At 76.0% G+C, this 12,026-nt stretch carries 11 protein-coding genes; 8 read left to right on the forward strand and 3 right to left on the reverse strand.

Annotated elements, in window-relative coordinates; all coding sequences use genetic code 11:
* Positions 1-27: 27 nt before the first annotated feature.
* Positions 28-951 carry a phosphotransferase family protein gene (locus HNR12_RS26870; RefSeq protein WP_179770162.1) on the reverse strand — a complete coding sequence of 308 codons (924 nt, stop codon included), beginning with the start codon at positions 949-951 and terminating at the stop codon, positions 28-30.
* Positions 952-1,107: 156 nt separating this feature from the next.
* On the opposite strand from HNR12_RS26870, the gene HNR12_RS26875 reads away from it, so the two are divergent.
* The 3 genes from HNR12_RS26875 (at position 1,108) to HNR12_RS26885 (ending at position 4,763) form a co-directional block, all read left to right on the forward strand.
* The gene (locus HNR12_RS26875) at positions 1,108-2,292 is read left to right on the forward strand and encodes an NAD(P)/FAD-dependent oxidoreductase (protein WP_179770163.1); all 1,185 of its coding nucleotides are present in this window, start codon (positions 1,108-1,110) and stop codon (positions 2,290-2,292) included.
* A 44-nt stretch (positions 2,293-2,336) separates the two neighbouring features.
* A complete protein-coding gene (locus HNR12_RS26880; RefSeq protein ID WP_179770164.1) occupies positions 2,337-3,602 on the forward strand; it encodes an FAD-dependent monooxygenase in 1,266 nt (421 codons plus the stop codon).
* Between the two features lie 660 nt (positions 3,603-4,262).
* Positions 4,263-4,763, forward strand: coding sequence for a hypothetical protein (locus HNR12_RS26885; protein WP_179770165.1), 501 nt, complete (start codon positions 4,263-4,265; stop codon positions 4,761-4,763).
* A 408-nt stretch (positions 4,764-5,171) separates the two neighbouring features.
* On the opposite strand, the gene HNR12_RS26890 is transcribed toward HNR12_RS26885, so the two are convergent.
* A complete protein-coding gene (locus HNR12_RS26890) occupies positions 5,172-6,062 on the reverse strand; it encodes an MBL fold metallo-hydrolase (protein ID WP_179770166.1) in 891 nt (296 codons plus the stop codon).
* A 123-nt stretch (positions 6,063-6,185) separates the two neighbouring features.
* Here HNR12_RS26890 and HNR12_RS26895 point away from each other — a divergent pair, with 123 nt between their 5' ends.
* From HNR12_RS26895 to HNR12_RS26910, 4 genes are all read left to right on the forward strand, one after another.
* Entirely contained in the window at positions 6,186-6,614 is a 429-nt protein-coding gene (locus HNR12_RS26895) for a MarR family winged helix-turn-helix transcriptional regulator (RefSeq protein ID WP_179770167.1), read from the forward strand.
* 155 nt (positions 6,615-6,769) lie between these two features.
* Positions 6,770-7,591, forward strand: coding sequence for an NAD(P)H-binding protein (locus tag HNR12_RS26900; RefSeq protein ID WP_179770168.1), 822 nt, complete (start codon positions 6,770-6,772; stop codon positions 7,589-7,591).
* Positions 7,592-7,838: 247 nt separating this feature from the next.
* Entirely contained in the window at positions 7,839-8,411 is a 573-nt protein-coding gene (locus HNR12_RS29665) for an ArsR/SmtB family transcription factor (protein ID WP_179770169.1), read from the forward strand.
* 72 nt (positions 8,412-8,483) lie between these two features.
* Complete coding sequence (locus HNR12_RS26910) at positions 8,484-8,915, forward strand: PPOX class F420-dependent oxidoreductase (protein WP_179770170.1); 432 nt, start codon at positions 8,484-8,486, stop codon at positions 8,913-8,915.
* Positions 8,916-9,029: 114 nt separating this feature from the next.
* Here the strand turns inward: HNR12_RS26910 and HNR12_RS29670 are convergent, their stop codons facing one another.
* Positions 9,030-10,715, reverse strand: coding sequence for an OmpA family protein (locus HNR12_RS29670; RefSeq protein WP_179770171.1), 1,686 nt, complete (start codon positions 10,713-10,715; stop codon positions 9,030-9,032).
* Positions 10,716-10,922: 207 nt separating this feature from the next.
* On the opposite strand from HNR12_RS29670, the gene HNR12_RS26920 reads away from it, so the two are divergent.
* Entirely contained in the window at positions 10,923-11,753 is an 831-nt protein-coding gene (locus tag HNR12_RS26920; protein ID WP_179770172.1) for a helix-turn-helix transcriptional regulator, read from the forward strand.
* Positions 11,754-12,026 lie beyond the last annotated feature (273 nt).

Consider the following 12,026-nt stretch of genomic DNA (forward strand, 5'->3'; position numbering starts at 1 on the left):
CGCGGACGGCCCGGCCGACCGCTCCGCTCAGCGGTACCCGCGCAGGCCGTCGGCCAGTTCCGCGGCGTCGCCGTCGCGCAGGGCGCCGAGCGCCTGCTGCAGGGCGAACGTGCCGCGCAGGGCGGCGACGCGTTCGGCCGTGTCCGGCGGCGCGCCGACCCGGGCGAGCACGGCGGCCAGGAGCGCGTCGCCGTGGCCCGCCGCCACGGCCGCCAGGTCCCCGGCCGGATCGCCCACGGCGGCGCCGTCCCAGTCGACCACCCCGCTGAGGCGGGGCAGCCCGCCGCTCCACTCCCACAGCACGTTCTCCGGCCCGAGGTCGCCGTGGACCAGGGCGGACTCCCGGTGGGGAAGGCCGCGGGCCGCCGCCAGCTCCCGCTCGGCCCGCGCCCGTCCGGCGGCCGACATCAGCGGGAGCAGGCCGTCGCGGACGTCCGCGGCGAACCGGTGCCACCGGTCGCGCGGGGTGCCCGGCAGGCCGCCGCGCGCCGCAGCCGCGCCCGCGTCGGCGAGGCGCCGAAGCAGTGCGGCGTACTGGTCGGCCACCGCGTCGGCGACCGCGCGCTCGCGCAGCCGCGCGGGGTCCAGCGGCGCGCCGGGGACACGGGTCAGCACGAGGTGGGGCGGCTCGGGGCCGGCGGCTCCGCCGCCCTGGGCGAGCGGCTCGGGCACCCGCACGCCGAGGCCGAGTCCGGCCACGGCCCGGAGCACGGCGGCCCGGCCCGCCAGCCGCGCGCCGGCCGCCTGGGTGCGGGCGAAGCACACGACCCGCCGCGAGCCGACCACCACGTCGTGGAACTGGCCGCGGTGGCGGCGCAGGTCGGCCGGACGGTCCCCGGCGAGCACCCGGGCCAGCACGGCCCCGTGCCCGCGGTCGGGGGCGCTGTCGGGGATGCTGTCGGGGGCGCCCTCGCCGGGGCCCTCTCCGCGCGAATGGTCTGCGACGTCCATGGCGGGCGCGAGTGTAGCGGGCGGCGGCGCGCCGGGGCACCGGTTTTCCCGCAGCACCCCGGGCGCCCTGCGCCGAGTGATGTGCGCCACACGGTGTCACGGGGGCCGTGGCGGCGGTGTCTTGTGTGCGGACCTCCGCAGCGAAGGAGTAACGCGATGGCAGACAACACCGATGTGGTCGTTATCGGCGGCGGGTACGCCGGCGTCCTGGCGGCCAACCGCCTCACCCAGCGCGGCGACGTGGCGGTGACCCTGGTCAACCCGCGCCCGGTCTTCGTCGAGCGGATCCGGCTGCACCAGCTGGCGGCCGGGACGCACCGCGCGGTCACCGACTACCGCGACGTCCTGGCCCCGGGTGTCCGGCTGGTCGTGGACGCGGTGACGCGCGTGGACGCCGCCGAGCGCAGCGTCGCGCTCGCCGAGGGCGGCTCCCTCGGCTACGACCACCTCGTCTACGCCGTGGGCAGCGGCGGCGCCGAGCCCCCGGTGCCCGGCGCCGCCGAGTTCTCCCACCCCGTCTCCACCCTGGAGGAGGCGCAGCGGCTGGCGGACGCCCTCACCGCCGCGCCCGCCGGCGCGGCGGTGACGGTCGTCGGGGCCGGGCCGACCGGTATCGAGGCCGCCGCCGAACTCGCCGAGCAGGGCCGCAAGGTCACCCTCGTCTGCGGCGGAATCCTCGGCCCCTACCTGCACCCGCGCGGGCGGCGCTCGGTCGCCGGGCGCCTGGCCAAGCTCGGCGTGCGGGTCCTCGACGGCCCGGACTCCACGGTGGCGGAGGTGACGCGCGAGACCGTGCGGTTCGCCGACGGCCGCGATCTGCGCAGCGACGTCACCGTCTGGACGGCCGGGTTCGGCGTGCCCGACCTCGCCGCGCGCAGCGGGCTGAGCACCGACGCCCTGGGGCGCCTTCTCACCGACGAGACCCTGACCAGCGTGGACGACCCGCGCATCGTCGCGGCCGGCGACGCGGCCGCGCCCTCGGACCTGCCCTTCCGCATGAGCTGCCAGTCCGCGACCCGGCTGGGCGCGCACGCCGCCGACACGGTGCTCCGCAGGATCGCGGGCGAGGAGCCCGAGCCCGTCAACCTGGGGTTCTTCGGCCAGTGCATCAGCCTCGGCCGGGGCGCGGGCATCTTCCAGTTCGCCAACAGGGACGACACCGCGAAGGGGCTCCACATCGCCGGCCGCCTGGGCGCCCGGGTCAAGGAGTTCGTCTGCCTGTCCACCCTCAAGCACCTGGCCCACGAGGCCGAGAAGCCCGGCTCGCTGACCTGGGTCGCCGACGACACGCGCCGCGAACTCCTCAAGGCCGGCCGTCCCGCCGCGCCGACCGCCCGCTGAGCGGCCGCCGGCACCGACCCCACCCCCGCGAGGAGAGGCATCCCATGGACGAGAGGAACGGCGGCGGCCGCCGCGCACTGGTCGTCGGGCTGGGCGTCAGCGGGATCTCCGCCGCGCTGCGCCTGCGGCAGATCGGCTGGACGCCGGTCGTGGTCGAGCGCGCCGCGGCCCGTCGGACCGGCGGGTACTTCGTCGCGCTGTTCGGCGCGGGCCGCGCCGCCGCCGGGCGCCTGGGCGCCCTGGAGCACATGACCGACCGGGGTCCCGACGGTGCGAGCCACGACATCGACCGCGACGGCGGAGTCCGGCCCGGCCTGGGGTTCAAGGACTTCCCCGGGCGGCCGTGGCTGATGACGCGCGGCGACGTGGAGGCGGCCGCGTTCGCGGCGCTGCCCGCCGACGTGGAGGTCCGCTACTCCACCGAGCCGGTCCGCATCGAGCAGGACGCCGAGGGGGTGGAGGTCACCTTGGCCGACACCGCCGCCCAGACCTCGGCGACCGAGCGCTTCGACCTGGTCGTGGGCGCGGACGGACTGCGCTCGACGGTGCGGCGGCTGGTGTTCGGGCCGCACGAGGACCACCTGCACCGCATGGGCCACATGGCGGTCGCCTTCCAGTTGCCCGGCGCGCTGCCGGGCTGCTCCCCGCGGGACTCGGTCATCATGGCCGAGTCCGCGCGGTCCATGTGGGTCTTCCCGTTCAAGGACGGACCGCCGACCGTGCTCCTCAGCTACCGCACCGACGACGTCGAGGCGGAGTTCACCCGCCCCATGGCCGAGCGGGTGCGCGAGGCGTTCGGGCCCGAGCCGCCCGGCCCGGTCCTGGGGGCGGCGCTGGACGCGCTGGAGTCGGCCCCCGACGTCCTGTTCGACTCCGTCGAGCAGGTGCGCATGGACCGCTGGCACCGGGGCCGGGTGGTGCTGGTGGGCGACGCCGCCTGGTGCGTGACGCTGTACGCGGGGATGGGGGTCTCCAGCGGGATGGCGGGGGCCGACCTGCTGGGCACCATGCTGCAGCGCCACGGCGCCGACGTGCCCGAGGCGCTGGCGCGGTGGGAGCGGCGGCTGCGGCCGCACATCGCCTACCTGCAGGGCAACGGCACCCAGATGCGCGCGTTCTTCGTGCCGGCCGGCCGGTTCGAGCTGGGGCGGCGCAGGCTGCTGCTGCGCCTCAGCCTGCTGCCCCTGACCGCGCCGCTGTTCCGGATGTGGCGGACCAAGGCGAAGGCGGCCCGGATGAAGGACATGGACTTCGCCCATCCCGACCTCGCCACCGCCGCAACAGCGCGGGCCGCGCGCGTGCCCGGGTAAGAGCCCGCGGCGCGGCCGCGGGAAGCACCGGCACGGCCGCGGGGAAGCGCCGATGCCGCCGCGTCGGGTGGGGTGGGGGCGGTGGCGGCGGCCTTGGCAGGCGGCCACCGCTTCCCCCGAAGACGGTCGGGCCCGCGTCGGGGCGCCGAGGTCGGCGGGTGGTGGGGGCGGCGGTCACCGGTGTGGCGGGCGGTCGGGCGGGCCGACAGGACGCCAGCAGCCAGTCCCCGGCGCCGGGCCCCGTGACCCTCGTGGGGCGACGGCATACGGATTCTCGCCACCGGGCCAGGCGGGACCGGGGATGGAGGCGCGGCCGGAGGCGGTACGGGGATCCTCCGGTTCCCCCGCCCAGCAGGCGCCACCGCCGGGGCTGTTCCCGGCGACCGCTGGGTGTGGCGCTCGGTCCCGGTCGCGGGCTTGGCAGCGGGCGACCAGGGCGGTGGCCGCGGCCCTCGCCGCTCGCTGCCTCGGCGCGGGCTCAGTCACGTTGAGGGGAGCCGCTGACCGCCGGCCGTACCCACCGTGACCGGCCTCCGCCTTGCCGGCTGCCTCGCTCTCCGGAGTCGCCGGGTGTGGGGACGGCGTCGTCGGAGTGAGTACGTGAGTAAGTAAGTACGCGTACTCTGCCGTGCCGCCGCGCGGGCGACCACGATGGCGGGTATGCAACCACATCCCTCGCAACCGGGGCACCGCACCGCACCAGCCGTACGGCGCCGACTGTGGCCGGCGGCCGCGCTCGGGCTGCCGCTGGCGAGCCCGGTGGCGGTCCGGTGGATCCTCGAACTCCTTCTGGGCGACGGCGGCACCCCCGGCGGCGACGCCCACCTGCCCGCCGCGTCGTTGCCCGCGTGGGCGCTGCACGGTATCGGGCTCGCCGCCTCGGCCGTCGCCGCCGCCTGCCTGTACACCCTGGTGAAGGCCGTCCGCGCCGGACACGTGCGTGCGGGCTGGTGGGCGGTCGTCGCGCCGCTCACCGTGCTGGGCGCCTTCGGCGGTGCGCTGCTGTGGGTCGGACAGGCGCCGGTCATCGGGGCCAACATCGGCTACGGGATGATGCTGCTCGCCGCCGGTCCGCTGGCCGCGATCTGCCTGCTGACAGCCGTGGCGGGCGCCGTGGGCCTGGCGGTCTCCGCGCGCTCGCGCGCGGCCCGGCGGGCCTGAGCGCGGGTCCCCGCGCCCCCGAGACGCGAAACGGCCCCGGCGGTGGTTGCCGCCGGGGCCGTGACGCGTGCAAGGTGCGATGCGGCGGTCGCCTCTCGGCGAGAAGCACAACGCGGCTCCGAGGCCGCCCGGTGCCCGCCGTGGCGGGTCTGGACGCGGTATTCCGCGAAGGCGATGGGTGAGGCCCGGGGGACACTGACCGCATCGACCTGCACCCTGCACAACCACCCGGTGGGGCCGGGTATTCCGCTCCCTCCCGCCGATTTCGCGGACGGGCCCGGGACCGCTCCGGCACACGGCCCTCCCGGTCCGGCACCGTTCGCGCAGGCCCGGCTCGGAAGGGCTGCGGACCCTCCGCCGCCTCGGCCGTTGCCGCCCGAGGCCGCCCGTCCGCGCGCCGCCCGGGGCTCAGTCGGCCAGGGGCGCCCAGACGCGGGCGCCGCCGCCGTCGCGGCGGACGCGGCCGAACTGGGCGTCGGCGAAGTGGATGCCGAACCCGATCGTGCCGGGCTCCTCCAGTTCGGCGGCGAGGGCACGGCGGTGGCCGGCCGACCGGGCGGGGTCGTGGTCGACCGCCGCCGACCACTCGGGGTGCCCGACCTGGATGGGCGAGTGGAGGGAGTCGCCGAAGGCGATCAGCCGCTGTCCGCCGCCGGTGATGACGTACTCGGCGTGCCCGGCCGTGTGGCCGGCGGTGATCCGGACCCGCACTCCCGGGAACACCTCCTCGCCGTCGGCGACCGTGCGGACGCGCGGCGCCAGGGCGGCGACGGTGCCGGCCATGCCCCCGGCGGTGAGGCCGGCGTGCCCGGCCCACTCCGGCTCGGAGACGAGGTGGGCGGCGTGGGCGAACGGGGGGCGGTCCGTTCCGGGGGAGGGGTCCTCGACCCAGCCGAGGTGATCGGGGTGCAGGTGGGTGAAGGCGACCGCCTCGACGTCCTCGGGGCGGCGGCCCGCCCGGGCCAGGCTGTCCAGCAGCGCGCCGCCGTGGATCGGGCCGCGCGGGGTCTGCGGGTCGGCCGGCAGCGACCGCGGGCCGAATCCGGAGTCGATGAGCAGCGCCCGTCCGCCGTACTCCACCAGCAGGCCCCCGATGCTCGCCACCAGGTGGCCGGTGGCGTCGAGGTACTCCGGGTGGGCCGCCCACACCTCCTCGGTGGTGTCGGGCAGCCAGCCGCGCGGCGGGAGGAGCACCGCCCCGTCCGGCAGGTAGGTCACCCGCGTGTCGCCCAGGCGCAGCGAGCGGATGCCCGCCGGCCGCCGCAGCCGCTCCGCGTGGTCCGCCGCGATGGTGCTCATGTGGTCTCCCGTCTCCGTGGGTGGTCCTCGCCGCGTCGCGGCGACATGGGAGACCTTAAGGATCAAGTTTGAAATATGCAAGCTTGAAATGTTTTGACTTGATGTACTTGCTAGGCTGGTCCTATGACGACGTCCCCGGATGCGCGGGCCACGGCCGAACGGCAGCTCTGCGGCCTGGTGAACGGCCTGGCCCAGCAGATCGCCCAGCACGTGCAGGCACGCGCCGCCACCCTCGGCCTCACCGCGCCCCAGGCCACGGCGCTGCGGGAGATGAGCGGTCCCCTCACCATGCGCGAACTCGCCGAGCGCATGAGCTGCGAGCCCTCCAACGCCACCTTCGTCGTCGACAAGTTGGAGAAGCAGGGCCTGGTCGAGCGCCACGCGCACCCCACCGACCGCCGCGCCAAGCGGATCTCCCTCACCCCCGAGGGCGCGGCCCTGCGGGAGCGGCTCCTCGACCTCCTCAGCGAGCACTCCCCGCTGGGCGCTCTCAGCGCGGAGCAGCAGAGCGTGCTGCACGACCTGCTGCGGCAGGCGCTGGTCCGGAACTAGCCGGTCCAATCCACCCGGTCCGATCCCGGCCCATCCGGCCGGGCCCCGCCCGGCGCGGGCGGAGGCGGCTCCGGCGTGCGCGGCACCCGCGGCATTGGCGGACAGTGGATGGCCGCCACCGCAGCTAGGTTCGGCGCCCGACGAAAGGAGCCACCATGACCGTCCTTGTGACCGGAGCCACCGGCAACGTCGGCCGCCCCCTGGTCCACCACCTGCTCGCCGAGGGCCGCCGCGTCCGCGCGCTCACCCGCGACCCCGCCCGGGCCGGCCTCCCGCCGGGCGCGGAGGTCGCCGTCGGCAGCCTCACCGACCCCGCCGGGCTGGAGGAGGTGTTCGACGGCGCCACCGCCCTCCACCTCATCAGCTTCGGCGACGACTACGCCCCGCTGGAGACCGGCCCCCGGCTCATGGACCTCGCGGTGGCGGCCGGGGTCCGCAGGGTCACCGTGCTCAAGGGCGACGTGGAGCGGACCGGTCTCGACCGCGCCGTCGAGGAGAGCGGCCTGGACTGGACCCTGCTGATGCCGGTGGAGTTCATGTCCAACGCCCTCGAACTGGCCGACGCCGTGCGCGAGGAGGGCGTGCTGCGCGAGGCGTTTCCCTCGGCCAAGAGCGCGATGGTGCACGACGCCGACATCGCGGCGGTGGCCGCCGCCGCGCTCACCGGCGAGGGCCACGGCGGCAGGGAGTACTGGCTGACCGGCCCCGAGGTGCTGACACCGCCGGACAAGGCCCGGATCATCGGCGAGGTCCTCGGCCGGGAGGTGCGCTACGTCGAGGTCAGCCGGGACGAGACCGTCGCCCAGTGGCGCGCGCAGGGCTTCGGCGACGACGACATCGCGTTCTTCCTGGCCATGCGGACGGACCCGCCGCCGGCCGGCTACACGGTGCTGCCCACGGTCGAGCAGGTCACGGGCCGCCCCGCCCGCACCTTCGCCCAGTGGGTGGCCGAGAACGCCGCCCGGTTCGGCGGCTGACCTCCCCGCCCCCGCGCGGCACTCCGAGCGGGGGCGGACCCCATGCGGACGCGCGCCCCAGGGCCGCCCGTTCGACGGGCTGGAGGGGATCGACGCTGGTCTGGAGGCCGTTTCGGCCACCCCCCGCGCGCGGCTCAAAGCGGACCTCTCCTACGCGGCGCGCAGACGCGCGCTGCCGCCGTGGACGGCCGACCTCGCCGCCGGGGACCGCGACCGGATCGACCTGCTGACCTCCGCGCTGCGCGCGGTGCACGACACGATCATCGCGCCGGACTGGCCCCGGGCCCGGGCGTGCGTGGGGTCCGAGGCCACCCGGCCGGCCGGGGAGTTCACGCGCGGCGGAGTCGAGCAGACGCTCGCGGCGCTGCGGCCGCCGCTGAGCTGGCAGCTCCCCGTCCTGACGGCGGACTACCCGGCCCACTACGGCGATCTGGACATCCATCTGAACGGGCGCGGGCTGGTCCTCATCCCGGCGTACTTCTGCCGCGTCACGCCTGTCGCCCTGGTGGACCGCGACCTCCCGCGGGTGCTGGTCTACCCCGTCACCGCCACGGGCGGAGAGCCCGACGCGGGCTCCCACGCCGCCGCTCTGGAGGCCCTCCTCGGGCCCACCCGGGCCCGGGTGCTGCTGGCCCTGGGCCGCTCCAGGTGCACGGGCGGGCTCGCCCGCCTGCTCGGTGTCGCGGAGTCGACCGTGAGCGAGCACGTGCGCGTGCTGCGCGCCTCCGGGCTCGTCCACAGCGTCTACACGGGGAGATGGCGGATGCACACGCTCACCCCGCTGGGCGCCGGACTGGCGTTCCCGCGGTCCCCGCGGTGACGCCTCCGGCGGGGTGCGCCACCGGGCGGCCGGACGCGGAATAGGCGGGCGCCGCCGGGGCTTGGGACGGACATGACAGGTACCGCATTCGACCCGCGCGCGCTGCTCGCCGAGAGCCGGCTCGGCGTCCTCGCCACGCTCAAGGCCGACGGCCGGCCCCAGCTCTCCCCGGTCCAGCCCTACTACGACCGCGAGGCCGAACGCCTCTACGTGTCGATGACCGAGGGCCGGGCCAAGACCGTCAACCTGCGCCGCGACCCGCGGGCGGCGCTGGAGGTCACCGCGTCCGACGGATGGCGGTGGGCCACCGCCGAGGGGACGGTGACCCTGATCGGGCCGGGCACCGACCCCCACGGACCCGAGGTCGAGGCGCTGGTGGACTACTACCGGCGCGCCGCCGGGGAGCACCCCGACTGGGACGAGTACCGGTCGGTGATGGTGTCCGACCGCCGGGTGCTCATGGTGATGGCGGTCGACCACGTGTACGGCCAGAGCCTGCGCTGAGGAGGCGGCCGGGGCGGTGGTGCGGGGCGGCGCGCCCGCCGCACCACCACCGCCCCCGCACCACCGCGGCCCGCGGACCACCGCCGTCCCCGCGCCGCCCGGCCGCGGCCCGCGTCAGTCGGCGACCGCGACGTCCTCGAACGGCGGGAACTCGCCCGCCTCGACCGTCGCGGCGGGCGCGCTCTCCGGCAGCGGGACCACGGTGAACAGCACCGCGCTCTCGCCGGCCTCCCGGTTGTGCAGCGGGTTGACGATCCGCGTGCTGAGCAGGTCCGGGCGGTCGGCGCCCTCCTGCTCCAGGCGCAGCGGCCGGTGGCGCAGGCCGGTGGCGGGGTCGGTGAGCGCGACCCCCGAGGTCCATGTCCCGCCGTCCTCGTTGAGCGGCGCGGTGTCCAGGAAGTCGATCGTGGACGCGGAGTCGACCCCGGTGAACTCGTAGAGGAGCAGGGCCGCCCCGCCGTCCAGGCGGCGCAGGTCCAGCAGCCGCAGCCGGGCCGTGCCCATGTCGCCGCCGGTCGAGCCGAGGAGGTTGTACTCCTGCTCGAACTCCCGCGCGGGGCGCGCCTCACCCGAGGCCTCCGACGCCCCCGGGGACGGCGCGGCGGTGGGCGAAGGGCCGGCCGAGCCGCCGGGAGGCGCCTGCGCCTGGCCGGTGAAGCTGATGGTGACGCGGCGGTTGAGCCGCCGCCCCTCCTCGGTGTCGTTGTCGTAGAGGGGTTCGTCGGAGCCGAACCCCTCGGCGGTGAAGGTCACATCCCCGGCGACCAGGTCCTCCAGGGCGGAGGTGACGTTCTCCGCGCGTTCCCGTGAGAGCGGGTCGTTGATCGCGTCGTTGCCGGTGTCGTCGGTGTGGCCCGCCACGGTGACCTCGGCGGCGCCGGAGGCGTCGATCTGCTCGGCGGTGCGCGCCAGCACCTCCTCGGCCTCGGCGGACGGCTCCGACTCGTTGGTCGCGAACAGGACGTCGGCGGAGAGGTCGATGCTGGTGGACTCGGCGTCGGTGCGGACGGCCTGGCTGGCGTCGGCGGCCTCCACGGCGGTGCCCCAGGCCAGCGTGTCCGGCTCGGCCGCGGGTACGTCCTCGGGCATCCGCAGGGTCTGCCCCTCCGGTGCGCTCGGCGCGCGGTCGGTGACGGGCACGTCCACAAACGGCGGCGCGGCGTCGGTGAAGACGGTGGCGGTATCGGTGCCCGCCGGCGCCGGGTGCACGGTGTAGAACGTCATCTCCTCGCCCGGGTCGAGGAAGGAGTCCAGTTCGTCGTTGTTGCTGCACAGGCAGTCGACGTCGTGCGCCTGCTCGGAGGGGATGCGGTAGGGCAGCTGCAGCGCGCGGTTCTGCACGTCGAGCACCGCGACACCCGAGGCCCGGCCTCGGGGGTACCTCCGGCTGCTGCCGACGCCGAACTCGTTCTGCAGCATGCCGAACGGGTGCACCGCGTGGTCGCCGTCCGCGGGGTCGCGGGACAGCCGCACCTGCACCACCAGGTGCCCCTCGTGGCGGTCGGCGGCCAGCAGGTCCACGCGGACCGAGGGCTCCTCGGGGGAGTAGTGGTAGCCGAGGACGGCGTCCTGCGGCCTGGGCCGGTCGTCGTCGGCGTACAGGGTGTCGTAGTACTCGACGGAACCGGCGGCCTGATGAGGCGCGCCGGACTCCCCTCCGGCGCTCTCGGAACCGCTTTCGGGGCCGGAGCCGGGCGGCGCCTCCGAGCAGGCGGTGGCCGCCAGGACGGCGGCGAGGGCGGCGGCCGAGGGCCGAACGAGCGCGCTCAGCGGGCGGCGGCGGTTGCTGCGGTGGGTCACCGGGGCCTCTCCTGGGGGTGCGGTCAGCGGTCAGCGGTCAGTGGTGAGCGGTCAGCGGACGGGCGGGGGCGGGGCGGGGCCGCCGACGTGTGCGGCCCCGCGGTCGTTCGGACGGCCGCGCCTCCGGAAAAGGCCGGGAGAACAGCGGCCGGAAAAGGCCGGTGGCGGACAATCCGATGGGCGGGAGAGATCGGCGAGAATACGGGCATGGACCCCTGTACGGAACTCCGCGACTTCCTGCGTTCGCGCCGCGCGGCCATACAGCCCTGCGGCACCGTAGGTGTCCGCCACTCCGGTCGCCGGCGTGTTCCGGGCCTGCGCCGCGAGGAGGTCGCCGAACTCGCCGGGGTCAGCCCCGATTACTACCTGCGCCTGGAGCAGGGGAGGAACACGACCGTCTCGGTCCCCGTCCTCAACGCCGTGGCCCGCGTGCTGCGGCTCACCGATGTGGAGCGCGCGCACCTCATCCGCCTGGCGCGGCCCGCCGACGACCGGGTCCCCCTTGAGTTGCCCGAACGGGTCATGCCGGGCCTTCACGACATGCTGTCGAGGATCGGCGGCACCCCGGCCTACGTGGTCGGCCGCGCGACCGGCGTCCTGGCGTGGAACACGCGCGCGGCGGAGGTGTTCACGGACTTCGCGCGCATTCCCGAATCCGAGCGGAACATGGCGCGCATCATGTTCCTCACCCCGCTGGGCGCGGAGATGTTTCCGGACTGGACGGCCAAGGCGATATCCGTGGTCTCCTATCTGCGGATGAGCCGCGCCTATTATCCCGACGACCGGGAACTGCGGGCGCTGGTCGCCGAACTGGAGGAGAAAAGCCCGGAGTTTCGCCGGCTGCGCGACCTTCAACGCGTGGACGAGAAGACCCACGGGCGGTACCGGATCAGCGGCCGCGGGGGACCGGACTTCACCCTGGCGTACCGCGGCCTGCGCCTCCCGGAGGCGCCGCGGCAGACCCTCATCGTGTACTTCCCGGAGACCGAGGCGCCCGACCGCCTCCACCCGCCGGGCGCGCGCCCGCGCGGCGGGTGAGGCGCGCCCCCGCCTCGGCTCCCGCCTCCCCGGCCGCCCCCTGCACCGCACGGCACGTCCCGCTCCTCCTCCGTCGACACGTATGGGGCTCCATGCTCTCCACCCACGCCAATCCAGGAAGGGCACAGGCTCCCCTCTTGTGCGTCCCGTGCGCGCGTGCTAGGCGGCGAGCGGTCGGCGCAGCGGTTCAGCCCGCCGGGGTGCCGCCGAGCATCGAGCGGTAGACCTCCGTGAGGCGGGCGGGCCAGGGGGTGAAGGCACGCGGTGTGGGGC

It is taken from the genome of Streptomonospora nanhaiensis (genome assembly GCF_013410565.1).
Taxonomy (GTDB): domain Bacteria; phylum Actinomycetota; class Actinomycetes; order Streptosporangiales; family Streptosporangiaceae; genus Streptomonospora; species Streptomonospora nanhaiensis.

What these genes read in the sequence shown, in the direction of transcription:
- HNR12_RS26880 (WP_179770164.1), top strand. Translation starts at nt 2,337, where the DNA reads ATGGACGAGAGGAACGGCGGCGGCCGCCGCGCACTGGTCGTCGGGCTG.
- HNR12_RS26910 (WP_179770170.1), top strand. Translation starts at nt 8,484, where the DNA reads ATGACAGGTACCGCATTCGACCCGCGCGCGCTGCTCGCCGAGAGCCGG.
- HNR12_RS26920 (WP_179770172.1), top strand. Translation starts at nt 10,923, where the DNA reads ATGGACCCCTGTACGGAACTCCGCGACTTCCTGCGTTCGCGCCGCGCG.
- HNR12_RS26870 (WP_179770162.1), bottom strand. Translation starts at nt 951, where the DNA reads ATGGACGTCGCAGACCATTCGCGCGGAGAGGGCCCCGGCGAGGGCGCC.
- HNR12_RS26885 (WP_179770165.1), top strand. Translation starts at nt 4,263, where the DNA reads ATGCAACCACATCCCTCGCAACCGGGGCACCGCACCGCACCAGCCGTA.
- HNR12_RS26900 (WP_179770168.1), top strand. Translation starts at nt 6,770, where the DNA reads ATGACCGTCCTTGTGACCGGAGCCACCGGCAACGTCGGCCGCCCCCTG.
- HNR12_RS26890 (WP_179770166.1), bottom strand. Translation starts at nt 6,062, where the DNA reads ATGAGCACCATCGCGGCGGACCACGCGGAGCGGCTGCGGCGGCCGGCG.
- HNR12_RS26875 (WP_179770163.1), top strand. Translation starts at nt 1,108, where the DNA reads ATGGCAGACAACACCGATGTGGTCGTTATCGGCGGCGGGTACGCCGGC.
- HNR12_RS26895 (WP_179770167.1), top strand. Translation starts at nt 6,186, where the DNA reads ATGACGACGTCCCCGGATGCGCGGGCCACGGCCGAACGGCAGCTCTGC.